General features: G+C 33.9%; 22 protein-coding genes and 2 other annotated features. Of the genes, 2 read left to right on the top strand and 20 right to left on the bottom strand.

All coding sequences use genetic code 11. The annotated features are described in order from the left end of the window. Positions 1-56: 56 nt before the first annotated feature. The 12 genes from ACW0JX_RS09730 to ACW0JX_RS09675 all read right to left on the bottom strand — a co-directional run bounded on the left by ACW0JX_RS09730 (position 57) and on the right by ACW0JX_RS09675 (position 14,743). Entirely contained in the window at positions 57-1,865 is a 1,809-nt protein-coding gene (locus tag ACW0JX_RS09730) for an IucA/IucC family protein (RefSeq protein ID WP_098127525.1), read from the bottom strand. A gap of 315 nt (positions 1,866-2,180) precedes the next feature. Further along, positions 2,181-2,723 carry a GNAT family N-acetyltransferase gene (locus ACW0JX_RS09725; protein WP_061661211.1) on the bottom strand — a complete coding sequence of 181 codons (543 nt, stop codon included), beginning with the start codon at positions 2,721-2,723 and terminating at the stop codon, positions 2,181-2,183. Positions 2,724-2,815: 92 nt separating this feature from the next. Further along, positions 2,816-3,496, bottom strand: coding sequence for an MgtC/SapB family protein (locus tag ACW0JX_RS09720; protein ID WP_000119510.1), 681 nt, complete (start codon positions 3,494-3,496; stop codon positions 2,816-2,818). Between the two features lie 159 nt (positions 3,497-3,655). After that, positions 3,656-4,312 carry a YkyA family protein gene (locus ACW0JX_RS09715; RefSeq protein WP_089170829.1) on the bottom strand — a complete coding sequence of 219 codons (657 nt, stop codon included), beginning with the start codon at positions 4,310-4,312 and terminating at the stop codon, positions 3,656-3,658. Positions 4,313-4,326: 14 nt separating this feature from the next. After that, positions 4,327-5,148, bottom strand: coding sequence for a peptidoglycan-N-acetylglucosamine deacetylase (locus ACW0JX_RS09710; protein WP_000409482.1), 822 nt, complete (start codon positions 5,146-5,148; stop codon positions 4,327-4,329). 577 nt (positions 5,149-5,725) lie between these two features. Then, positions 5,726-6,727 carry an LCP family protein gene (locus tag ACW0JX_RS09705; RefSeq protein WP_459245629.1) on the bottom strand — a complete coding sequence of 334 codons (1,002 nt, stop codon included), beginning with the start codon at positions 6,725-6,727 and terminating at the stop codon, positions 5,726-5,728. Between the two features lie 320 nt (positions 6,728-7,047). Further along, complete coding sequence (locus ACW0JX_RS09700; protein ID WP_098976649.1) at positions 7,048-9,351, bottom strand: glycoside hydrolase; 2,304 nt, start codon at positions 9,349-9,351, stop codon at positions 7,048-7,050. Positions 9,352-9,558: 207 nt separating this feature from the next. Then, positions 9,559-9,768 carry a DUF6366 family protein gene (locus ACW0JX_RS09695; RefSeq protein WP_088025281.1) on the bottom strand — a complete coding sequence of 70 codons (210 nt, stop codon included), beginning with the start codon at positions 9,766-9,768 and terminating at the stop codon, positions 9,559-9,561. 133 nt (positions 9,769-9,901) lie between these two features. Beyond that, positions 9,902-10,795, bottom strand: coding sequence for a homoserine kinase (gene thrB, locus ACW0JX_RS09690; RefSeq protein WP_000612682.1), 894 nt, complete (start codon positions 10,793-10,795; stop codon positions 9,902-9,904). Further along, entirely contained in the window at positions 10,792-11,850 is a 1,059-nt protein-coding gene (gene thrC / locus ACW0JX_RS09685; protein WP_053564718.1) for a threonine synthase, read from the bottom strand. Before thrC ends, thrB begins: the two co-directional genes overlap by 4 nt. Then, positions 11,843-13,138, bottom strand: coding sequence for a homoserine dehydrogenase (locus ACW0JX_RS09680; protein WP_098126073.1), 1,296 nt, complete (start codon positions 13,136-13,138; stop codon positions 11,843-11,845). The genes thrC and ACW0JX_RS09680 overlap by 8 nt, the downstream gene beginning before the upstream one ends. 154 nt (positions 13,139-13,292) lie before the next feature. Beyond that, positions 13,293-13,524 (bottom strand) — a binding site (T-box leader). A gap of 115 nt (positions 13,525-13,639) precedes the next feature. Beyond that, positions 13,640-13,871, bottom strand: a binding site (T-box leader). Positions 13,872-14,104: 233 nt separating this feature from the next. Beyond that, entirely contained in the window at positions 14,105-14,743 is a 639-nt protein-coding gene (locus ACW0JX_RS09675; protein ID WP_053564719.1) for a pyridoxamine 5'-phosphate oxidase family protein, read from the bottom strand. A gap of 81 nt (positions 14,744-14,824) precedes the next feature. Here ACW0JX_RS09675 and ACW0JX_RS09670 point away from each other — a divergent pair, with 81 nt between their 5' ends. After that, entirely contained in the window at positions 14,825-15,430 is a 606-nt protein-coding gene (locus ACW0JX_RS09670; RefSeq protein WP_053564720.1) for an NUDIX hydrolase, read from the top strand. Positions 15,431-15,481: 51 nt separating this feature from the next. Here the strand turns inward: ACW0JX_RS09670 and ACW0JX_RS09665 are convergent, their stop codons facing one another. From ACW0JX_RS09665 to ACW0JX_RS09645, 5 genes are all read right to left on the bottom strand, one after another. Next, positions 15,482-15,820, bottom strand: coding sequence for an SdpI family protein (locus ACW0JX_RS09665; RefSeq protein WP_025118474.1), 339 nt, complete (start codon positions 15,818-15,820; stop codon positions 15,482-15,484). Positions 15,821-15,891: 71 nt separating this feature from the next. Next, positions 15,892-16,719 (bottom strand): peptidoglycan-N-acetylglucosamine deacetylase, encoded by an 828-nt coding sequence (locus ACW0JX_RS09660; RefSeq protein ID WP_000291203.1) that lies wholly within the window; start codon positions 16,717-16,719, stop codon positions 15,892-15,894. A gap of 118 nt (positions 16,720-16,837) precedes the next feature. Then, complete coding sequence (locus ACW0JX_RS09655) at positions 16,838-17,710, bottom strand: aminoglycoside 6-adenylyltransferase (protein ID WP_098126075.1); 873 nt, start codon at positions 17,708-17,710, stop codon at positions 16,838-16,840. Positions 17,711-17,843: 133 nt separating this feature from the next. Continuing rightward, the gene (locus ACW0JX_RS09650; protein WP_053565514.1) at positions 17,844-18,515 is read right to left on the bottom strand and encodes an O-methyltransferase; all 672 of its coding nucleotides are present in this window, start codon (positions 18,513-18,515) and stop codon (positions 17,844-17,846) included. 147 nt (positions 18,516-18,662) lie between these two features. After that, positions 18,663-19,382, bottom strand: coding sequence for a 3-ketoacyl-ACP reductase (locus ACW0JX_RS09645; RefSeq protein WP_000818985.1), 720 nt, complete (start codon positions 19,380-19,382; stop codon positions 18,663-18,665). A 190-nt stretch (positions 19,383-19,572) separates the two neighbouring features. On the opposite strand from ACW0JX_RS09645, the gene ACW0JX_RS09640 reads away from it, so the two are divergent. Further along, complete coding sequence (locus tag ACW0JX_RS09640) at positions 19,573-20,166, top strand: DUF3139 domain-containing protein (protein WP_459245628.1); 594 nt, start codon at positions 19,573-19,575, stop codon at positions 20,164-20,166. Between the two features lie 24 nt (positions 20,167-20,190). On the opposite strand, the gene hitS is transcribed toward ACW0JX_RS09640, so the two are convergent. Genes hitS through ACW0JX_RS09625 form a run of 3 tightly spaced genes read right to left on the bottom strand, consistent with a single transcriptional unit; the run spans position 20,191 to position 23,739 of the window. After that, positions 20,191-21,264 (bottom strand): envelope stress sensor histidine kinase HitS, encoded by a 1,074-nt coding sequence (hitS, locus tag ACW0JX_RS09635; protein ID WP_144608272.1) that lies wholly within the window; start codon positions 21,262-21,264, stop codon positions 20,191-20,193. Then, the gene (gene hitR, locus ACW0JX_RS09630; RefSeq protein WP_015055113.1) at positions 21,261-21,938 is read right to left on the bottom strand and encodes an envelope stress response regulator transcription factor HitR; all 678 of its coding nucleotides are present in this window, start codon (positions 21,936-21,938) and stop codon (positions 21,261-21,263) included. Before hitR ends, hitS begins: the two co-directional genes overlap by 4 nt. Before the next feature lie 40 nt (positions 21,939-21,978). Next, positions 21,979-23,739: an ABC transporter ATP-binding protein gene (locus ACW0JX_RS09625; RefSeq protein ID WP_061660373.1), complete on the bottom strand. Its 1,761-nt coding sequence runs from the start codon at positions 23,737-23,739 to the stop codon at positions 21,979-21,981. Positions 23,740-23,896: the final 157 nt, after the last annotated feature.

Below are 23,896 nucleotides of genomic sequence, written 5' to 3'. Positions count from 1 at the left end.
CCCTCCACCTTATGACAAAATACCATTATTTGTATTACGTGAAATTTTAACGCTATTTATGAACGAACAATCACTTCTCTAACGAGCGGATTATGTACTTGCACATAAATTGCTTGCTCTAATGGATTACTTAACTCATCGACATCGAAAAATCTCGTTAGTAAATTTGCTTTACACGCTAACTTATCTTCGTCCAATAATTCTCTTAAAAATGTTGAAGGTTCCCGGTTATACGGAAGGAATGATTCAAGTACAGACCTTAATTCCAAGAGAAGAATTTCCTCCTTAATTAATCCTGCTGTGCCAAAACCATTAATGAGGCCAAACATATGATTGAAAATTAAGTAGTAACGAAATCTCTCATCCACAATATAGTCGTCATATAAATTTCCAGTACGTTCTCCAATACCAACTAATTCATTATTAAGCATCTCTTTCATTGAATTACAGAAATAAAATCCTTGATTATCACGGAAATAATATTTGACCGGATAACCATCTTTTAGTTGAACAACGCTATTTTGCTGATGAGCTTCTAATGCAACACCATACTGTAAATACATCCATACCATTGGCTTTAAAGAAATATTCATATATCGTCTAAACCACTCTAAGCTTACTTCTTCACAGCTTTTACTTTCTAAATCTGCTAGGCGATGAATAATATTCGATAACCGCGTACGCTCCCCAGGTATAGCGTCTTGAACTAGCCCAGCAATTAATGTTGCGTCGTTTGCATGTTCACTATAAAAAGGGTTCTCGCGAATAATCACTTCAAATCCAGATTCTTGTGTTCCATAATTTAATGTAATATAGGCTGGATCACAAATAAAATCAAAGCCTGGAAATCTTTCTCGTACTTCACCAATAGCCGTCTTTAACATTTCCTTCCCTTCAAGACCACTCTCAAGTTCTTTCAGTTTATTAATACGCATTGAATTCGTTACTTTCACCGGAAATGAAAACTTAAGCATATACTTCGAATCGGGATGATACAGTGTCCTTAGTGATGATGTTGCCATATAATACTTACCTACAGGTCCAATATACTCAAGCAATTCTTGAACTATCCAATCTTGTACGTAAGTTTGATGCAAGAGCCATTCTGACTGAAGCGGATGAATTGGAATTAATGCATATTGATCTTCCTTACAGTACTTCTCTATAAATTCCTTACTAACCATCTCATCATTACTTAATTCTTCTTTTATAATCGTTGTTGTAGAATCTGATAATAATGATTTTTCATTTACTATACTTTTATGGGCCCGAAAATAATGAAGCTGACATTCTCCTTTTAATTCTGGAGAATACATTGCATTTTTCCAATCCAATATCCCCTGTCTACTCTTTGGTGTAGGATGAGTTAAATGCCCAAATAATAAAGACTGCTCCGCTTCTATAAAAGTTGTATGGAAACCGTATAATGCGGACGTATCTTCTATTCTCTCTTTTGTAAATTCCTCAATATTTTGACAACTATGGATAACTCGAAGCATAAGTTCCGCAGGATTCGTCCCTTCTCCGTAGTTGATAGACATCTCTTTTATTAAAAATGTAATAACTGTAACGTAATCTGCTTTAATAACAGAATTACTATCTCCAATTTGATAATAAAATTGTTCTCCAAACAAATGACGATCTGTTGATGATTTATATATAACTTCTCCATACAAAGTAACGTTCTGTGCCGATAGCCGACAACATAAATATGTGGGGACTGTATCTCTATTCAACGTATTACTGAAGATAATCTTCATTCTTTCATCCTCTGTAATCCATTCTCCACTCCCTGTTTCTCTTAAATAACAGTTTAAAAAGCTTTGTAATGTTGCATGTTCTGCGATTTGTTTCGCATGCTGCATGTTGGTCCTCCTCTTTATATTAAAGCTATCGAAATTTTATATAATAAACGATAATTGAATGTCGTTATCAATTACGATTCTAATTGATAATGATATTCAATTCAAGAGTATATTTCAGAATTTTTTTATCTGATTTAATTTTTCTTGTTTTCTCTCTTTTCTTTAATCTAGTTAAAAATACACGAAAAAAATACTCAGTTTCATACTACATACTTACTATTTTTCATTAGTAATCTATCCAAAATGGTTAAACAAAAGAGGTATACCTTAATTGGTATACCTCTTTCAAACATAAAGTTTACATAATAATATTATTTAAGCAAATCTATATAACTTTTTGTATAACAAATTCAAATCTCTCCAACAATACGCTGTTTCTTCTACCCTTACTCTCTCTAAAAATTTCGTATCAATTTTTTCAGGGTTAAATTTTTCATAAAACTTTTTAGAAGGATTATTCGTAACAACCCAAACTAAAAGTGATTGCATATCATTGTTTATACAATCCGATAATAAAGCTTGAAATAACTTTTGTCCTATTTTCATTCCTTGATACTCTTGTAAAAGGTAGATTGCATATAATTCTCCATCACAATTATATGTACCAGTTCTTTCTACTCCCCCATCGACGAATCCAACTATGTCTCCATTTAAATTCTCTGCTACAAATCTAAATTGATGATTACCTTCTTTTTGAAAAATATCTTCCCATTGTTTTTCTCGTTTCTCATATGCTACATTATCTAGAATTTCGTCAGCAAATATCCCTTTATACGTTGTTTTCCAACTATCAACATGCACCTTCGCTATACCTGGTATATCATCCTTTATTGCTCTTCTAATATGTATTCCCATCATTTCTCCCCCTTGTTACTCATCATTATATCAATTTCATTCCTTAAAAATCCAAATAAAAAAGAGTGAATTCACTTCACTCTTTTTTATCACAATTATCTACTTTCCACTTCAACTGAAACTACTCGATCAATCTCTTTCAGGGAACTATATAACTCTGTTGTATATAAATCTTCTGGAGCTAAAATAACCATCTCCAGTTGCTGAAATGCTCCACTATCTATATCTTTAATTTTCACGCGTTTCACATGCATGCCTAAATTTTTAATTTGCTTAAATATACCATCTAACTCATGATGCTCTTTAACAGTAATTTTTATAGATAAATCCTTTTGTCTTAATGAATACGGTCCTGCAATTTTCACAAGTTGCGGAAGTACATTAATCGCTAAAATAATTAAAACCATAGCAACTGTCGCTTGTAAATAAAATCCCGCACCAATTGCGATCCCTAAAGCTGAAGCAGCCCACACCATAGAAGCTGTTGTTAATCCAGAAATAACATCATTACTTCTTCGTAAAATGACACCTGCGCCAAGAAAACCAATTCCACTAACAATTTGAGCGGCCAGTCGCATCGGATCCATATTTGTATGTCCTGGAACAGAATATACATGCACAGATTCAATTGAAACCATCGTAATTAAACAACTTGCTACAGAAATAACCATACTTGTTTTCACACCAAGTGGTTTATTCTTTAGCTGCCTATCTATCCCGATGAATAATCCTAAAAAGAGTGCTAAACCTAATTTGAGTAAAAATTCATATGACATATTTCCATTCTCCTTACTTTACAATGTTTCCCTTAGAATAACTCACTATAACTCTTTTATGATATCAATTCCAGTCTTTTCTATTCATTTAACGTAAAAAACCGAAAAAACATTTATAACGATGTTTCTCCGGCTTTTTATTACACTTTAGATTCTTCTTTATTTCTGATCTTTAATCTTAATTTCTGCATCTTTGTAGAATGCTAATTTACTGTCATTATACTCTTTTGTAAATTTGTTAAACTGCTCTTTCGACTTTTGTGCTTCCACATTTAATTCATTAACAGTTTTAACTTTTTCACCGATTTCTTTTAATTTCGTTTCTTTTACTTTTAATTTTTCATACAGTTCTTTTTCAGTCGCTAACACTTTCGTGTAATTTTCATGCATCTTTTTGAATGCATCATAACGATTTTTATACGACTCTTCTACTGCTTTTGCTTGTTTTTGTAACTTCTTATCTTCAATCTTCTCTATATTACTTTGAACAGATTTCGTTTCCTTCTGTGCTTTTTCTAACATTTCTTTTTCACTTTTCAATACTTTTTCACGATCATCTACATTTGCAGTAGCTTGCTCTATTTTCTTCACAACTGCTTCATTATGATCTTTACCTTCTTGCAAAATTTGAGCATATAATTCTTGCCCTTGTTTCTCTAACTGCTCTAATTTTTTTGCTTCATCCACTAAAGATTTTTCTTGTGTTGCTGCTGTTTCAAAAGCTGTATATAAATTTTCTTCTGGTTTTTCACCGAAACAACCTGTTAAAAGTCCTACTGATAATGCTCCAACTACTGCTACTTTTCCATACTTCAACGTTCATTCCTCCATTACATACGGTTATCATGCCAGAAGTTCACTGGGAAGTGACTCTCTTCATGATAAGCTTCAAACTCATAACCCTTTTCTTTTAGCCCCTTTAAAATTGCTGGCACAGCAGCAACTGATTGCGGGTGAATATCATGCATTAAAATTACTTCCTGCGGTTTTGTTGCGTTTGTTAATACGTTTTGAGCAATTTGTGCTGCAGCTGCATCAACTGGCATTTTATTGTATTTCCAATCTAATGAATCAATTGTCCAATCCCATACTTTAAATCCGCCTTCTACCACTTTATTTCGAAGACCTTCATTCAATCCAGGCATCGAACCATATGGAGGACGTGTTAATTTAGGTGATTTCCCAATAATATTAGCGATTAAACCTTGATCTTCTTTCATCTCATTTACATACTCGCCATTTTTATATAACTTTGCAAAATTATGTGTCATACTATGCATGCCTACATAATGACCCTCAGCATTTTCACGTTTCACTAAATCAGGAAATTCTTTGACATTCGCTCCAATTAAAAAGAACGTCGCCTTCGCATCATGTTGTTTTAGCGTATTTAATAATTCAGCCGTATATTTCCCTGGCCCATCGTCAAATGTAAGATAAGCAACTTTTCTTTCTTTTCCATTAAAACGACTTGGTGCCGTTTTATTCATTTCAACTTTCGGCTGTTCACTTGCAAGCTGCACTACATTTTCTTGTTTCGCAACAGCTTTTGCTGGTGAAGTAATTGATTGAAACATGTAATACCCAATAGCTACTGCGGCAATCGCTATTAAAACGACTACTATTTGTTTAATTTTTAAAGCTTTTTCCATTCTATCGAATTCCTCTCCCTATTAATCTTATATATAAATCGCCCAATATAATTATACATCTATTTATTTTTATTTCACCATGTAAACAGATTTTTTTGTATTATAATGGGAGTTTTATCAAAAGTATTGTTCCATGTGTTTATACGACTAAACGTATCTCCATGAAGGTCCACCATTTTTTTTGACGATAGCTAAGCACCTATTGTTTGATTATTAATCTGGTAAAATAGCTGGTCAATATATGATACATGATCTTTCGCAATTACTATCTCTTCGTCTTTCACCTTAATCGCTTCATTGTGTATGAATATGTAATTGCATTTTGAACAGTCTTTCTTTAACCTGTTTCAATTTCCACCAATTCAATTGTTCTATAAATAGTGATAAATTGAATTTCCTTCCCTTCAACTTTAGGAGCTAATTTCCAAATAGTCCCCTCTAGTATATCGTATAATTACACCTTTTGTTTATATAAATTAAAATGATTTTAGTATAATTTTTCCGCAACAAAAAAACGTTATTAAAAAGTTGCTAATCCACTTCAAAAAAAAGATTGGCAAAAGCCAATCTTTTTTTATTATTCGTTTCGAACTGGTTTTGGCGTTACACCTAAATGATCATTTAATTTTTTTGAAATATCTTTTACATTTTTTTCATTTGGAATGTAATAATAAATACCACCGATACGTTTATCTGTACCTTCTATTTGCATTTTTTCCATTTCCAAATTAGATCCTGCCATATTTTTTGTAATGGCAAGCATATCGTCAAATGTTAAGTTCGTTTTCATGTTTTTATCAACCGCATCTAGTAAAGAGCCCATTTTGCTAATTGATTGAACAGACATTGCTTTTTTAGCAATTGCTTCTATTACAAGTTGCTGTCTCTGTCCACGCATTGCGTCACTATCAATTTTACGCGTTCTTGCAAGTGCAAGTGCTTGTTCTCCATTTAAATGTTGGTAACCTTTTTCTAAATGGATCATACCAGCTTGGTCTTTACTATCTTGTTCAGTGAAAGTAACTGGTACATCAATATCAATACCACCAATTGAATCGACAATTTGTACGAATGATTCAAAGTTAAACTTCACATAATAATCAACAGGGACATTTAAAAATCTTTCCACTGTATCGCGTGTGCTTTCTACGCCACCAAATACGTGAGCATGAGTAATTTTATCTAATTTTTTTCTAGTTGGAATATAAACACGTGAATCACGTGGAATACTTACTAGCTTAACAGACTTATCATCTTTATTAATTGTTGCTAATAAAAGTGCATCTGTTCGAACTGCTTCGCCATATTGGCTTTTTCTCATTTCACTTCCATCTACACCCATGATTAATATTGAAATATTATCCTTTAAAGGTTCAACTTCTTTATCACGCTTTGATGACTTTTCAATTTTCGCATACGCATCATTTACAACAGCTTTTGCTTTATTATATATAAACGAACCATATCCTATTCCTCCAAAAATAAGTAGGAAAAATGGAATTAATATGAACCATTTTATTGACTTTCTTTTAGAACGCTTTTTATTACTTCTAGTATTTTGTTCTAATTCAGAGCTCATACCCATTCGCCTCTCTTTCTCTTTACCAAGTATAATGTAAGTCTATTTATCTTCATATTGAATTTCCTTTCATTAACCTTACAATTTTGTAAGGTTACTACTTAAACCCAATATGTATTCCATTTCACATTATACTCTCGTACTTATTTTTGGCAAGTCACTATTTACCAATTTCAAAAATTTAACACTTCGCAACATGCAAATTTATAAATTCATTAACTCTTTCATTTTAAATTAGGATATCTTTTTCCAGATAAACGATATGAATAAAGAGTCCAGCTAATGATAAAACCTCTATGAATACAGTATATTTCACGTTATTATTTCTCAAGCGGCGTATACATGCTTTTCTTCCCCTGATTATCAATAAAAGCCGACTTTGCTTTTATTTTCGTTTTTTCTACTTCCATATCTTCATTTGAGAAGTTCACAATGATTTTAATATTTTTTCCATAAGAAACAGATTGTACTAGCTTATCTTCTGACAAATACGCAAAATTCGTCATCTCTTCTTTTACTGCTTTTTCATGAACTTCATTCCAAACTTTTAGATGCTCTGTAATTTCTTTTTTATGTTTATTCCACTCTACTTCATCTAAATGGTACAACGGAGGAACATTATACAATAATTCAGACAGCATTCGATTTCCAACTTCACCTTTTACCTTTAAACTTCCCCATTCCCAATGGTGCGTTGTAATAACGGAATCATTGTATACTAATTTATATAATGGTACCGAATATACTGGGTTTAAATATACTTGTTTATATTCTTCTTTCAATGGTACTTGTTTTGCATATTTTTCGGGAACATTTTGATTTGGTGACCAATATCCACCGACATAATACGGACTTGTTTTATTTTTCCGCATATCTTCATCGTCCCATTTAATAACAGGTGTTTCAATTCCGTGTGCAAATGCAATCGTACTACTAGCAAAATCATTTCCACCTTCAGAACCAACGACCATACCCTTTTCTTGCGCAATGTAGTCCATTCGTTTTAAACGTGCTTTTAAATCTTGTTCTTGTGTCGTTATATGTTTCGCTGAATAGTCATCGTAAATTTCACCTGTCGCATCACAATCAATAAACCATGAATTATATTTAGGACCATTTTGTAATATATCATTCATGCGTTCCTTTACACTAGGCAGTGATAAAGTCGGGTTTAACTTGCGACCTCTGCCTAAAAAGCCTTGCACCTTTTCTCCGTTTTTCTTCGTTACAGTAGCCTCATCATATAGTGATGGGTCATTAAAGGATGCTGTGTTCCAATTTTTATCACTTTTTTCGTGAATGGAATGATATGAATCATACGGACCAACTAAATACCCCATTTCCTTAGCTTTTGTCACGAAATTAGGTTGCATAAATCCTTGTTCCCAGTTCGGCAGACCAATCCACGCATTTTCTATTCCTACCTCTTTCATTTCCTTTAGTATGTCCGTTCCATCTGCATTACCCCATTTACTTACCTCTTCAACCGCATCACCAAGTAGCGACTTTAATAAATGCTTATTTAAGCTATACAATTCTGTGTTCGTTAAGTGACCTACACCTTTCTTTAATAGCACACTAGCTTCCTGATCAACGTTTTGAAAAATATCCTCTTTATAAAATTCCTTCATGGATAATACTTCGTTTGTATAACGTAAAATAACATTTTTTTGATACTTATCAATGAAATCTTGTTTACTTACTTGATCTAATACATTCAGTTCCCCAGGCTCTGAACTATTCTTTTGAATAAGTTCTTTTAAATGACTAAACAGCGAGCTATTTATTTGTTCCCTTAGTTTTGGCCAATTTATATTACTTTCTGATAAACCATTTTGATTCCAAAAATAAAAATGCGCCGCTCCATATAACTTTTCGATTTCTTTATTTTTTCTAGCCTTTTCTTGTAATGTTTTAAATTCACCTTTTCGAACAATATCATCCTTATACAGTTTAGCAATGCTTACCGCATCATTATTTGTCACATATAATTGAAATCCATATGTTTTATTTTTATTTATGCTCGGAAATTCATGTGTAAAATCAAATCCTATTTTCGGATCCGAATGAAATTTCAATTCATTATTAAACATATTGTTTGCAATATATACAATTGAATATTTCGAACCATTTAATGCGAAAAACTTCATAGAAAATGATTCAGCAAATGAATATGCATCATCCTTTAAAAACTTCTTCCAATTCTCATCATTGCTCGGAATTTGCTTACCCTCCCATAACGGAAGTGTATAATTTTCAGCTTCTACTTTCGGCCATGTAAAGCTTTCTGCACCAGTCGATTCCACTTCAATGTTTAAGTGGTCTTTTTTCTTTTCTAATTTTATTTTCACTTTTTGATCTGGATATTCCCACGATGTACGATCCTTTTCTTTTTTTACATTCGATACCTTCATTTTCGGTAGGGGTTGTGATGCCTGTTCCTTTACCCCCTCATGTTCTACAGTTAATGTGAATGTTTCTGGATTTACATCATAAGTAAAATCTTTATACGTCGATTTCTTTATTTTAGACTCTTGTACAGCATTACTACCTTTTACGTCACAACCGACTAAAGTCGAAAATGGCATAGTTGTTAGAAGACATATCGCTATCATTTTTTTCATCCTCTGCACCTCCACCAATGAATATACAGGTGGTTTGTTACAGGAATGTGGCAAAAAATAATAGAGCTAGCATTTTGCTAGCTCTATTTGGAGTATTAAAAGTTGATATGAACAACTATAATTTGCTTAGAAGATATGTAATACAGTAACTGCATTTTTTCTCAACAATTATGAAACTAAACAAATCAAAATTTTAACAAGCATTCTTTAACTGAAAAAATAAGTGTATACAATGTATCCTAAAAGTAGTACTAAAATGATTATCCCTGTAGCTTTCCAATTCATACCGCCTGCTATATCAACTGGACTACCTGTTTCCGCTCTATTGAGTCCGTCATGTAAAGAACCCGTAGGATTACTTTTTAATTCACTTTGTCTCATACGCTCTCTTTTTTCTTCTGGTGACTCTTTATTCATTTAATCACCTCCAAAATGAATACACTCTTTACTTACATTATTCAAAATCAACATTTGTTTTATATTTTTTTCCGAAAAAACCTAATTTAAAATAGGTTTGCAACGTAAAGAAAGCTAGCCATGCCAGCTTTCTTTACGATCCAATATGCTCTTCCTTATTTACAATAATACCTTTATGGTCGATTTCAAGCTCACATACTTTCATATCTGTAAATACTCTCGCTAATTGCTCAGCGATTTCTTGACGTTTCTCATATGGCGTTAATATAAAAATAGATGGTCCCGCACCGCTAAGTGCTGTGCCGTACGCACCAAATTCTTTTGCGCATTTACGAATAGATGGTAATAACGGTACGAGTTCTAAACGATATGGCTCGTGAAAATGGTCTCTCTCCATCATTTCACCTACAACTTCCCACCGCTTTTGACATAATGCAGCTACTAATACGTTACTTATCGCACTAGCTTTAACTGCCTCATGAAACGGAAACATCTTTGGTAATACAGAGCGACTTTCATCTGTATTTAATTCTTCATTCGGAATAAGAGAAATTACCCCTAATTCCTTGCTCTCAATTCTTACGACGGAAATATCCTTTCCATCAAGTGCTCCGATTACAGTTCCACCTAATATAGAAGCAGCAACATTATCAGGATGTCCTTCAAAATTTGTAGCAATTTGAACTTTTTGATCAGCAGTTAAGTTCAAATTGCCTAGTTGATTCGCAAGCTCTATCCCAGCTACAATCGCTGATGCACTACTTCCTAGCCCTCTTGTTAATGGGATATTACTAGTAACTTCTATTATATGGGGTGATATAGAAGGACATACTTTACATGCCGTGCTAACGATTAAATTTTTATCGTCTGTCGGAATTGATTCTTCAAAGGAATGGATTACTTGCCATTTATCAGCTTTTTCTTTAACCACCACATCTAAATACAATGACAAAGCTATTCCAACTGAATCAAATCCAGGACCAACATTCGCCGTACTAGCAGGGACACGAACACTTAATGGTATCACGACATAATCACCCCTTTAATATGATCTTTAATTTGTTCTATATCATTTGACACACTTGCGATGTCTAGTTGATTTGAAGAAATAGCGATATCAGGATCCTTCAAACCATTTCCAGTTAATACTGCAACAACTGTTTCTCCCTTTTTGATTTTTCCAGATTTAACATGCTTAATTACGCCGGCTAATGAAGCATTTGATCCTGGTTCAGCGAAAACTCCTTCAGTTTTTGCCAATAACCTATACGCATGTAAAATTTCTTCATCTGATACCATATCTATTTCACCACAAGACTGCTCGGCAGCCTCTACTGCATACGACCAACTTGCTGGGTTACCAATGCGAATTGCTGTTGCAATTGTTTCAGGCTCTTCAATTACATGCCCTTTTACAATTGCCGCTGCTCCTTCTGCTTCAAAGCCATGAATTCTTGGCTTCTTATAACCTTTTTCTTTCTCATATTCACAGAAGCCTTTCCAATATGCTGTAATATTCCCTGCGTTCCCAACAGGGATAGCTAGAACATCTGGTGCATTTTGCAATTGGTCACAAATTTCAAATGCTGCTGTTTTTTGTCCTTCAATTCGATAAGGATTCACTGAATTTACTAATGTAATCGGCTCTTCTGCAGCAATATTTCTTACAGCCTTAAGTGCATCATCGAAATTCCCTTCTATTGAAATAATTTCAGCTCCATAAGCGACCGCTTGCGCTAATTTTCCATGCGCAATCTTTCCTTCAGGGATTACGATTATACATTTCATCCCAAGACGTGCCGCATATGCTGCAGCTGATGCTGATGTATTACCTGTTGATGCACAAATGATTGCTTCTGAACCTTCTTCTTTCGCCTTAGCAACTGCCATCACCATACCACGATCTTTAAAAGAACCTGTCGGATTCGCTCCTTCGTACTTACCATATAGCTGAATCCCTAATTGCTTTGATATATTTAATAACGGAATAAGAGGTGTGTTTCCTTCCATTAAACTGACATCAGGTGTGTTTTCATTCACCGGTAAATAAGAAGCATATTGTTTTAATAGTCCTTTATACATATTGTTTTTCCTCCTCAATAATGTAGTAACTGTTTATTTCACTTGCGACAGCTTCTATCGCTCCTAAAACTCGTTCGAATTGATACTTGGAAGTTCGATGTGTCACAATAACAACTTCTGCCAGTTCACGGTTTAAAGGTAATTGAATAACTTCTTTTAAACTTACAGAGTAATTAACGAAACATTCTGTTATTTTTTGTAACATCCCAGGCTCATCTCGTAATGAAATACGCAAGAAATATTTCGAAACTACTTCTTCATCACCTTGTAATTCATAAGGAACTGGTTCTTTTAACGCACTTTTATTTTTCGGCACTTGATTCATATTTTTAACGATGGAAATAATATCACTTACTACAGCAGAACCAGTTGGCAACTTTCCAGCTCCAGGTCCGTAAAACATTACTTCTCCTACCGCTTGACCGTGAACATATACTGCATTAAATTCATTATTTACATTCGATAATGGATGACGACTTGGTAAAAGTGTCGGTTCTACACTTAAATGAATGGCTGATCCTTGTTTTTCTGCTTTCCCAATTAACTTCATAGTAAATCCCAACTTTTCAGCCATTTGTAAATCTTCTTTTTCAACCTTTCGAATCCCTCTTACTTGCACATCATCTAATGAAACATTCATCGAAAAACCTAAGTTTGCAAGAATTGCTACCTTTCGCGCCGCATCTAGTCCATCTACATCTGCTGTCGGATCCGATTCTGCAAAACCTAATTTTTGCGCTTCCTGTAAAGCCTCTTCATAAGACCACCCATTTTGACTCATTTTTGTTAACATATAATTTGTTGTACCATTTACAATTCCCATTATTTTTTCAATTTGATCTGATGCTAGCCCGTCAGTTAGTCCTCTTAACACTGGAATACCGCCTGCTACGCTCGCTTCATAACATAAATCACAATCATTATCGTTTGCCAGTTGAAGAAGCTCTGCACCATATACAGCCATTAAATCTTTATTTGCTGTTACGACATGTTTTTTATTTTCTAAAGCCTTAACAATATGCTGTTTTGCTTCTTCAATTCCGCCCATTACCTCTACTACAATATCAATATTTGAATCATTTAGAACTTCATCTGCATGACTTGTGACTGCAATTCCGTCAATACAAACATCGCGTTCTTTTTCCAAATCACGTACAACGACTGTTTTCACTTTCACTTCGTATCCTGTATCAAGAGCGATTTTTTTATAATGTTCTTTCAAAATATGAACAACACCACTTCCGACCGTGCCTAAACCTAATACCCCAACATTTATAACGTTATTCATCTTCTAATCTCCTCCTAAAAGTTTAATTGTTACACCTATAAATCACCTTACTCTGCTTTTTTGTCATGCAGGTGGTGGTTATTTCTGTACTTATAAATAGTTTCATGTTACCGCACCTCCCTTCAAAGTAATAAAAAAACACACCCATCCCTAGGAAAGGGACGAATGTGTTTTCGTGGTTCCACCCTTGTTCCAATCTAGACGTATTTCTCCCTAGATTGCTCAAGTTCAGATAACGGCTGATACCGTCAATAATTACTAGATTACTCGTTCACTATTGAAGTTCAAAGGTGGTAAAATCATTTCTCGTGTTAGGAAGCTCACACCCTTGGCTTCCCTCTCTGTAAACCGTAAAAATGATTTCTTGTCCTTATCGTTACTTTTTCGTTCATGTTTATTTGTTAACTCATTATACTCGCATAAAAAACAAAATCAACACTATTTTTTAATTATTTTAAATTTTCAATCTCTAAAACCGTAAAAAAACACACTCATCCCTAGGAAAGGGACGAATGTGTTTTCGTGGTTCCACCCTTGTTCCAACCTAGACGTATTTCTTCCTAGATTGCTCAAGTTCAGATAACGGCTGATACCGTCAATAATTACTAGATTACTCGTTCACTATTGAAGTTCAAAGGTGGTAAAACCATTTCTCGTGTTAGGAAGCTCACACCCTAGACTTCCCTCTCTGTAAACCGTAAAAATGATTTCTTGTCCTTATCGTTACTTTTTCGTTCATGTCTATTTGTTAACTTATTATAGTTATCAACTTTTTAAAAAGCAAGCCTATTTTTACTAACTATTTTCAAGAATTTTTTTTATAATATTTTACAATAGCATTATGCAACCGCCACTCAATTTACCTATTTTGTTATTTCTCCATTTTATAAATCAACGGTTCATATATAAATTCCCCATTCTAAAACCCGTACATATCCGCTCTACAAAACTATATTAATAAAATTTCTAATACAATCTTTTTGTATAACTTTCTTCTAAAGAACGTGCAACATCTTCTTCTGAAGTATTCACTTTCGCATGCTCCAGCAACATTTTTGCTGCTGAAGGTAACTCTTTTTTATTTAACCAAGATTCTGGATCCCACATCTTAGAACGAATAAAAGCTTTTGCACAATGAATATAACACTCTTCTATTTCAACAACAATTCCAAGCAACGGATTGCGTCCATTCGCCTGCATTTCTTTCAAAATTTCTTCGTCGTTTATAATATACGCTCGGCCATTTATTCTGAGTGTCTCCCCAAGACCTGGAATAAAAAAGATTAGTCCTACACGTGGATTTGAAATAATATTCAAAATGGAGTCTATACGACGATTTCCTGGTCTTTCTGGAATGATAATTTTATTATTATTGAGTACGTATACAAATCCAGGTGCGTCTCCTCGCGGCGAGGCGTCACACTCCCCTAACTTATTTGCAGTAGATAATACTAGAAAAGGAGATTTAGAAAGGAAATCTACACAATGGTGGTCTAATGATGAAATAACTTTTTTCAATGCTCGCTCACTTGGTTGCCCCAATATTTTCCGTAACTCTTCCTCTGTTGAAATAATCGATTTTATTTCCGTACGCTCTATCCCCACTTATAACCACTCCTTTTTCTTTATTTTCCCAAAATTCAATACAAATATTGTATAATAAAATTTGAGGAAAGGGGAATTAAAATGACAGAGTGGTTAACAATATTTGATCCTGAAAGAAATACACTTGGGAAGAAATTACGTGATGAAGTGCATCGTGACGGCGATTGGCACGAAACATTTCATTGCTGGTTTGTAGAAAAAGATAATGAAGATATGTTTTTATATTTCCAATTACGCTCTAAAAATAAAAAAGAAGCTCCATGTATATGGGATATTACTTCAGCTGGACATATTATGCATGATGAAGATGTACAAATTGGTGGTCTTCGTGAAATTGAGGAAGAATTAGGGCTTTCCTTTCAAACTAATGATTTAACATACAAGGGAATCTTTAAAATAGATTATGAAATTTCAAATCTTACTGATCGCGAGTTTTGTCATATGTATTTTCACAACGTCATCAATCCACTTCCATTCGCACCAGGTGAAGAAGTAGACGATGTGATGAAAGTACATGCAACTTCTTTTCTACAACTATTAAAAGGAGAGATTTCATCTTTAACGACTATTTCAGTCTTAAACAATACACCGATTACGATAACATTTGAAGATATTTATCCGTATGATCTTGCATACTATGAATTTGTTATAGAGCAAGGAAAAGAATTATTAAAAAATAATAGTTAATAAATAAAATAGGACTCCTAGCAAAATATTGCGTAGAGTCCTATTTTTTTATTATTGTTCAAGTATTTTTAATCTACTCTCTACTTGTATAAATAAACGAATGATTAATAACAGCATAACCACTATAATCGCTATTATTGTATGTGGATATCTAAACAGTATACTAATAACACTTCCAATTAACATCATGATAAATCCGTTTTGCTTCATCACTTCTGCACTATACCTGTTACCCGCATCCCATAATTCCTTATTTTTCATAGATCGTTTCGTACGATAACCATATGCCGCATTAATATCGGTCGGTGGATTTTTTTGAAGAATAATTGCCGCAAGTATAAAAATAATACCAATCAATATGCTTATTCCTATGTTTACTAGTGCATCAATCAATTATATCCCCCCCTAACTTACACTTTCATTATACGACACAACCCTTATTTTTCCAATTTATAACACGTTCACTTTCTTTCTTTCGATGTCTGGAACATACTTGGAAGTGTTACAAAACGTGCCCCTTTCGTTTTTAACTGCGGAATAATTTTGTCTAGTGCATCAACAGATCCTTGTAAATGCCCACCTGGAGTAGAATGCTGCAGTATGACACTACCTGGAAATGAATTCCCTAACACATTATTTGTAATCGTATCGGCACTTACACCTTTCCAATCAACTGTATCAACACTCCACTGTACAATCATAAAATTTTGCTCAGTTGCCCAATTCAATTGATTTTCAAGTATTTCACCATACGGTGGACGTATAAATTTAGGAGCATAGCCGGCTAAACGTTTTAATATTTCTTCCGTTTTTATAATTTGATTACGGTACTCAGCGTCATTTACTTTCGCTAAATTCGGATGACTGTACGTATGATTACCAATTACATGCCCTTCATTTGCAATACGCTTTACTACATTCGGAAATTTTTCTGCGTTTTCACCAAGTAAGAAAAAAGTAGCTTTTACATTATGTTGTTTTAACTTATCTAATATTTTTGGCGTGAATTCAGAATCTGGTCCATCATCAAATGTAAGAGCTACTTCCGCTTTATTATACGGTCCTGAAAATGCGTACGCATATTTTTCAACCCATGTAAATGGTGTCCACGATCCACGATCATCTGCTTTCATTTGTACTTCATAGCTTTGAGGGATATATGCGTATGGCAATGCGCTTATATAGTCTCCATAATAAAATGAGTTATATGGCATATAAGCATACGAAACATCTCGTTCTAGTCCCCATTGATATGGAGCAAACATTTCTGGCGAATAAAAATAATACATGATAAAAAACCTCCCTAAATTTTCATATGTGATTCATCTGCACTTTGTTAGAGAAATTGTTATTCATAAACAAAAATAAGACTGTCCTTAATTAGGACAGTCTTACTGCTTACTATTATTAATAAATCGATGTACTATCTTTTGGCAAAGCTTTCACATATTTTAAATAGTTCGTCACTTTATCATCATCATCTTGCGGATATTGATATTCATATTTGTTAGCGATTTCGTTCGCCACTTCCCTAAATAAATCACCCATGACAAAGAAAGACTCCCATATGTTTTCATATTCTGCATTAGAAAATGTTCTTTTAAATTGCACCCACATATCTTTTTCAATATATTGCTCGAAATGCTTTCCAAACTTCCCTGCATTAACTGTAAAATCTGTTTTCATACCAATATACCATTCTAGCATTACGATGAACATATCTCGCACTGGTCCCTCAAGCATTCCTTTTGCATAAGAAAGCTCTTCTCTCCATAGCCCTTTTGCCACATTCGTACTACACCACCAAAATTCATTACAACAATCCAAAAACTCTTTTTCTGTAGGCTTTTTTATTAAGTAATCTTTATCGCTTGCTGGCGGGAATCCTTCCATACAATTATCTTTATCGAGAAGTAATTTACTTAAACTATCTTGTCCAACGAACTTTTTTATTAACTCAACTGGAACTAGCGTTAAATCAATCCGATTCCCATCCATGAACTGCATTAAATACGGAAACTTCCCATCTTCATCTGGTTGAACTAACGACATTTCTTCTGGCATTTGTACTATCATTATTTCTCCAAATCTATGAACCCAATTATGATTAGACGTAAAAGATTGTATATCATTTACAACATACATAATATCATAGTCTTGAAAACAATCTCTTTTCACATTTGGATTTACACGCGATCCATTCATGATAACTGCTCGAATTCTTCCATCCTCTTTTGCTGTATTAATAATTAAGTCTAGCATTTCTTTTTCAGTTCTCATCTACTTATAGCCTCCAATTTTTTGATATATAATATAGTGTTATGTATGTCGGAGGCCCACGAGCTAATCTCGTTATACAAGATACATGTTATAATTTTTCAAACATCTTTTTCATTCTATCTATCTCCTCACCTCATTCTTTTACGATTGCCATTACAAATCCATCGTATCCCTTACTTCCGACAGTTTGAAGCGCTGTAGCACTAACACGTGGCTCAGCAGCTATTAATTCATAGAAACGACGTATCCCTTGTACACGAGGATCGGTACTAGTATTGTCAATAACTTCTCCTTCACGTACTACGTTATCCCCAATAATTACAGTACCCGGTCGTGATAGTTTTAGTGCCCATTCAAAATAAGCAGGGTTATTTTGTTTATCAGCATCTATAAAAATAAAATCAAACGGTTCATACTTCTCGTTTTCTATTTGTTGTAAAGAATCTAACGCTAATCCTGTTCGTATTTCAATTTTATCAGTCAAATTAGCACGCTCAATATTGCTACGTGCAATTTCAGCATGTTTTTCACTTGCTTCCAATGTAACAACTCGGCCTCCAGATGGCAATGCTCTAGCAAGCCATATCGTGCTATACCCGCCTAGCGTGCCAATTTCTAAAACATTACGAGCCCCTTGAATTTGTACTAATAGTTGTAAAAACTTCCCTTGCATTGGTGATACATCATGTGCTGGCAAATTAGCTGCAACATTAGTTTGAAGAACCCCTTCTAATGTAGAATCTTTCGGTATTAATACATCACTCATATATTGATCAACAGCCGTCCATTTCTCAATTGTACTCATGTAAATACCATCCCTTTCAATTTCCCAATGCTTTCTACCATTCACTTTTAATTATACCGAAAATTCTGTCTCCAATACAAAAAATAAAGAAGGTACATCTACCCCTTACAGAATAGATATCCCTTCTTTTAAAGTTAAATTTACTTCCTATGGATTAGTAGACCAAAGCCCAGCAGATTTAATAAATGTACGTTTATTTAATTTCAGCTGCGCTACGATAAATTCTGCAATATCTTCTGCTTGCATTACTTTATCAGGGTTTCCATCAGTTAATCCTAAATCTACAGCCATATCAGTCGCTACTGTACTTGGAGTTAAAGCTGTTACACGAATGTTATGTTTGCGAACTTCCATCGCTAACGATTCTGTTAGGCCAAGGACACCAAATTTAGACGCACTATATGCACTTGTTACAGGTGCACCTTTTTGTCCTGCTGTAGATGAAATGTTAATGATATCACCAGATTGTTGTTCAATCATGCTCGGTAAAGCAGCACGAGTTGCATAATATACACCCATTAAGTTTACTTGAATGATTTTTTCCCAATCAGCAACATCTAATTCTAAAAACTTACCGAACTTAGAAATACCAGCGTTATTAATTAAAATATCGATAGATCCTAAACCATTTTTTAACGTTTCAATCGCAGTAGTCACTTCTTCGTATGAAGAAACATCAGCAGTTGCAATAACAGCTTTTACACCTTCTGCTTCTACTTCTTTCGCTACAGCTTTTAAGTTTTCTTCTGAACGAGCTAATAGTCCTACATTTACGCCTTCTTTCGCTAATGCGATTGCGACAGCGCGACCAATCCCTCTACCTGCTCCTGTAATTAAAGCATTTTTGCCTTGTAATAATTCTGCCAAGTATAACACTCCTTAATCATCTCAGTTATGTATTATATTAAAATTGTATCTATGTTTATGTAAAAAGGCAATGATGCACTTTCATGTGCGTAGGTTACTTGTAGGTAACTATAGAAAGTTTTTATTTATAAGTTTCATTTTTTTACCATTATTCATGTAAAATAAAAACAAATCCAGCATAGGGGAGTGTATGAGTATGAAAAGAAAAAAATGGGTCTTGTTACTAACTGCAGTCGGACTATTTATCATATTGTTTGCCCTGTACTTTATATTTGGTAATCCACTAAATTATAAAGTAATAGAAAAAGATACTAGCAATTATCTCCATATTAAAAAAGGTTATAAGCAAGAAGAAATACAAGACATAACCGGAAAATATACTCCCATTTATAATATTGGCTATTATGCAACAGTAGTATATAAAGACGAACCATATTTTACATACTCTTATACATACGATGATAATAAAAAAATAATACAAGACAACGGTATTTTAGGAAGACATACTGAGTCATTTGAACATCTTAATTTAAACTGGTCGTTGTTTGACCAGTTAGTAGATGGTATTCATACAAACTTGCAAGGAAGAGGTTTAAAAGAAAAGAAAGATTATTCTATACGAAACGTTCAATTCATTGATATAGATGACGATAAAAACGGTGCAGAAGCATACGTTGACTTTAAGAACGATAAAGAATCTGATTACTCATACCGTATGAATAGCGAAGGAAAAGCTTATCAATATAATTGCAGTAACGGTAAATGCATTTTTAAAGAGAAATAGTGTTAGAAGGTTCTCCTTCTAACACTATTTCTCTTCATGATTCGGCATACGCACAATAAATTCAGTACCTTTTCCTTCCTCACTCTCCACTTTTATCTCTCCTTGATGAAGGTCGAGTACTTTCTTTACAATAGCTAAACCTAAGCCACTTCCTCCATAGGCACGATTTCGTGAAGAATCCGCTTTATAAAAACGCTCAAAAATATGTTGTTTCTGTTCTTCTGATATACCAATTCCTGAATCACGGATACGCACTTCCACTACTGTCTCATGTTCCTTTAACTGAATAGTAATCGTACCACCGCTTGGAGTAAATTTAATACTATTATGAATTAAATTAATCCACACTTGACTCATACTTTCTTGGTCAGCAATAACATGTACTTTTTCTAAATCTAGTTCTAACTCGATTTCTTTTTCAGCCCAGAGTGGTTCACTATTTAACACAATTTGCTTTAACTGCTGATCTAATCGATAACTCACTCTTTCTGGTATATACTCTTCTGATTCTAAAAGAGTTAGCTTCAATAAGTTTTGACTTAGTTTAGATAATCTCGTTGTTTCAGTTTCAATAATGGTAAGATAATGTTTTCTTTTTTCCTCAGAAAGATTATCGTCTTGTAGTGCTCTAGCAAATCCTTTTATAGAAGTTAATGGTGACTGTATTTCATGAGAAACATTCGATACAAATTCTTGTCTCATTTTCTCCATCGTATTCAGTTCATCTGTCATATCATTTATACTTTTTACGAGCACACCAATTTCTCCATCATACTTTTCTTCATTTCGTATTTTTACGGAGAAGTCTCCTTTTGCAATTTTTTGTATCGGTTCAATAATAGTCCAAATCATTGCCTCTCGTTTTGGCCTCATTAATATTCCAATTAATGTCCAAATAAGAATAATAAATACAAAACCGACCATATCACTAATTAGAAAGGCAACAAATGGCGATACGTTTACGTCAAAAGCATTCAATATACTAGTTGCTACATAAAATGCGATAGACCAAATGATAGTAAGAAAAGAAAAGAGCGCTAATACCGCTCCAAATACTTTCAGCATCTTCAACTTACTCATTCGTTTTCTTTTTCTCATTTACTTACCTCTAAGCGATACCCTAATCCTCTTATTGTTTTAATACTAAATTTCGACTGCTCTTCTTGAAACTTCTCACGTAACCGATTAATATGAACGTCTAGTGTACGTTCATTCCCTTCAAAATCATATCCCCATATTTCTTCAATTAATTGCTCTCTCGAACAAGTTCTTCCCGATTTAGACCCTAAAGTAAAGAGCAGCTCAAATTCTTTTAACGGTAACATAACCGTTTGTTCTCCAGATGTAACTTCGAATGTTTTACGATTTAATAATACATTTCCAACTTGAATCGATTGTGAAACTGTAATTTGGTAACGTTTCAATAATGCCTTTACTCTCACTACTAGTTCTATAGGGTCAAATGGCTTTACAAGATAATCATCTGTCCCAAGGTGAAATCCTTTTACTTTTTGTGATGTTTCCCCTTTGGCAGTTAGCATCAGAACCGGGATATCATAGTATTTTCTTAATTCAAAACATACATCAAATCCATCCATATTTGGCATCATGATATCAAGAATAACCATATCGACTTTTACGTCATCCATTTTCCGAAGTGCATCTACTCCATCAATTGCCTCATATGTTTGAAAACCTTCTCGTTCTAAAAATACAGAAACGAGTTCCCTAATGTGTGGATCGTCGTCTACTATTAAAATTTTAGGTATCAAAGGAACCATTTCCTTTCTACTTAGCATCTAATATATTTTTTTAAAATGCACCCTCTTTAATTTTCAATTGTTGCGTTGCAAACTCACGATACATATCATGCGTCTGTAATAATTCATCATGCGTACCACTACCTGTAAGATTCCCTTTTTCAATAAAGATAATTTTATCTGCATCTACAACAGTAGAAAGTCTATGCGCAATCACTAACGTTGTTCTGCCTTTCATTAAGTTATTTAACGCTTTTTGAACGACAGACTCAGATTTACTATCTAAGCTTGAAGTTGCCTCATCGAGCATAAGAATTTGCGGATTTCGAAGTAACGCTCGGGCAATGGCAATTCGCTGTCTTTGTCCACCAGAAAGCTTCACACCGCGTTCTCCAACTTCTGTTGCATAACCGTTTGGTAAGTCATGAATAAATGCATCAACATATGCCATTGCTGCTACTTTTTCAATTTCTTCATCCGTTACTTCACCTTCAACGCCGTAACAAATATTATCACGAATCGTTCCATCGATTAATGGACTATCTTGTGATACGTAACCGATTTGACGTCGCCATGACTGTAATGAATAACTCGTAATTGATTCTTTTCCTAATTTAATGGCACCACTAGTTGGCTCATAAAAACGTTCCAGTAATGAGAATAACGTTGTTTTCCCACTACCACTTGGTCCTACAATCGCTGTCACTTTTCCAGATTCAATTATGAAATCAATATTTTTCAAAACTTGCTCTTCTTCGTTATACTCAAAATGTACATTTTCAAGAACGATCGGCTGCTTAGCATTTGTTACTTTCACACCAGTTTCATGATCTTCTACTTTATATTCTAAAATCGTACTAATTCTTTCCGTTGCACCAATTGCCTTTTGGAATTGTGTAAAGAACATAGATAATTGACTCATCGGCATTACAATTTGAACTAAATACAAAATAAACGCTACAAGTTCACCAGTTGTTAATGCACCGCTAGAAACTCTCATCCCGCCATATCCTACGATAATAACAAGTAGTGCCATTAAAACAAACGACATAACTGGCGAAATTAATGCTTGCACTTTTCCTTCTTTCAAACCAAATTGTAATAACTTTTGTATACCTGTATTACCCGTTTCATATTCTCTTTTTTCTGTATTTGAAGATTTCACTAAACGAATTTCTGATAACACTTGCGTTAACACACTTGTAAAAGATGCCGTTTCATCTTGAAGCGCTTTTGAAATCTTATACATTTTTCGTCCGAGTGGAACTAAAATTAATACAGACAACGGAATAACCGTTAAAAGTAACGCAGTCATTTTCCAATCTAACACAAATAATACAATTAACGATCCAACAATTGAAATACCACCTGTTAATAAGTTTGACAAATGCTCAGAAATTAACGTTTTCACAACACCTGTATCATTCGTCATACGGCTAATGGTATCACCTGTTCTATTTTGATCGTAATAAGATACCGGCAAGATAAGTACCTTTTTCCACAAACGTTCTCTTAGTCCCGCTACAATCTTCTGCCCAATATAATTTAGTAAATATATAGACAACCCTGCCGCAATAGTTTGCATTACAAAGAAAGCAACTAACCCAACAATTTGTCCTGCACTAATTGAAGAAAGCGAAAAATTATCTACTAATCCTTTTGTTAGCATAGGAATAAATAAACTCGCTCCCGTAGAAAGCAAACTCATTAATAACGCAAAAACTAAAATTCCTTTCGGAGGATTTGTATCTTGAATAAGGCGTAAAAACTGCCTCCAGCTCCCTTTTTTCTTCATTTCATTTCTAACTTCCATTCCTGTTCATCTCCTCATGTTAAACCAAACTATTCTTTCTAAAATTAGAATACGATACAAATGTAAACTGAATGTAAACACACTTTTTCTATTTTTACAAAATATACATAAAAACTCATCTTTACAACAGGTATAAACATCTGATATTATTACCTGG

This window comes from Bacillus sp. C-3-6 (assembly GCF_054509685.1).
This window is presented reverse-complemented; position numbering and strand designations above follow the sequence as displayed.

What these genes read in the sequence shown, in the direction of transcription:
- ACW0JX_RS09700 (WP_098976649.1), bottom strand. Translation starts at nt 9,351, where the DNA reads ATGAAAAAAATGATAGCGATATGTCTTCTAACAACTATGCCATTTTCG.
- ACW0JX_RS09625 (WP_061660373.1), bottom strand. Translation starts at nt 23,739, where the DNA reads ATGGAAGTTAGAAATGAAATGAAGAAAAAAGGGAGCTGGAGGCAGTTT.
- ACW0JX_RS09655 (WP_098126075.1), bottom strand. Translation starts at nt 17,710, where the DNA reads ATGAGAACTGAAAAAGAAATGCTAGACTTAATTATTAATACAGCAAAA.
- ACW0JX_RS09680 (WP_098126073.1), bottom strand. Translation starts at nt 13,138, where the DNA reads ATGAATAACGTTATAAATGTTGGGGTATTAGGTTTAGGCACGGTCGGA.
- ACW0JX_RS09725 (WP_061661211.1), bottom strand. Translation starts at nt 2,723, where the DNA reads ATGATGGGAATACATATTAGAAGAGCAATAAAGGATGATATACCAGGT.
- thrC (WP_053564718.1), bottom strand. Translation starts at nt 11,850, where the DNA reads ATGTATAAAGGACTATTAAAACAATATGCTTCTTATTTACCGGTGAAT.
- hitS (WP_144608272.1), bottom strand. Translation starts at nt 21,264, where the DNA reads ATGAGAAAAAGAAAACGAATGAGTAAGTTGAAGATGCTGAAAGTATTT.
- ACW0JX_RS09660 (WP_000291203.1), bottom strand. Translation starts at nt 16,719, where the DNA reads ATGTATTATTTTTATTCGCCAGAAATGTTTGCTCCATATCAATGGGGA.
- ACW0JX_RS09695 (WP_088025281.1), bottom strand. Translation starts at nt 9,768, where the DNA reads ATGAATAAAGAGTCACCAGAAGAAAAAAGAGAGCGTATGAGACAAAGT.
- ACW0JX_RS09705 (WP_459245629.1), bottom strand. Translation starts at nt 6,727, where the DNA reads ATGAGCTCTGAATTAGAACAAAATACTAGAAGTAATAAAAAGCGTTCT.
- ACW0JX_RS09720 (WP_000119510.1), bottom strand. Translation starts at nt 3,496, where the DNA reads ATGTCATATGAATTTTTACTCAAATTAGGTTTAGCACTCTTTTTAGGA.
- ACW0JX_RS09730 (WP_098127525.1), bottom strand. Translation starts at nt 1,865, where the DNA reads ATGCAGCATGCGAAACAAATCGCAGAACATGCAACATTACAAAGCTTT.
- ACW0JX_RS09670 (WP_053564720.1), top strand. Translation starts at nt 14,825, where the DNA reads ATGACAGAGTGGTTAACAATATTTGATCCTGAAAGAAATACACTTGGG.
- ACW0JX_RS09640 (WP_459245628.1), top strand. Translation starts at nt 19,573, where the DNA reads ATGAGTATGAAAAGAAAAAAATGGGTCTTGTTACTAACTGCAGTCGGA.
- ACW0JX_RS09650 (WP_053565514.1), bottom strand. Translation starts at nt 18,515, where the DNA reads ATGAGTACAATTGAGAAATGGACGGCTGTTGATCAATATATGAGTGAT.
- ACW0JX_RS09710 (WP_000409482.1), bottom strand. Translation starts at nt 5,148, where the DNA reads ATGGAAAAAGCTTTAAAAATTAAACAAATAGTAGTCGTTTTAATAGCG.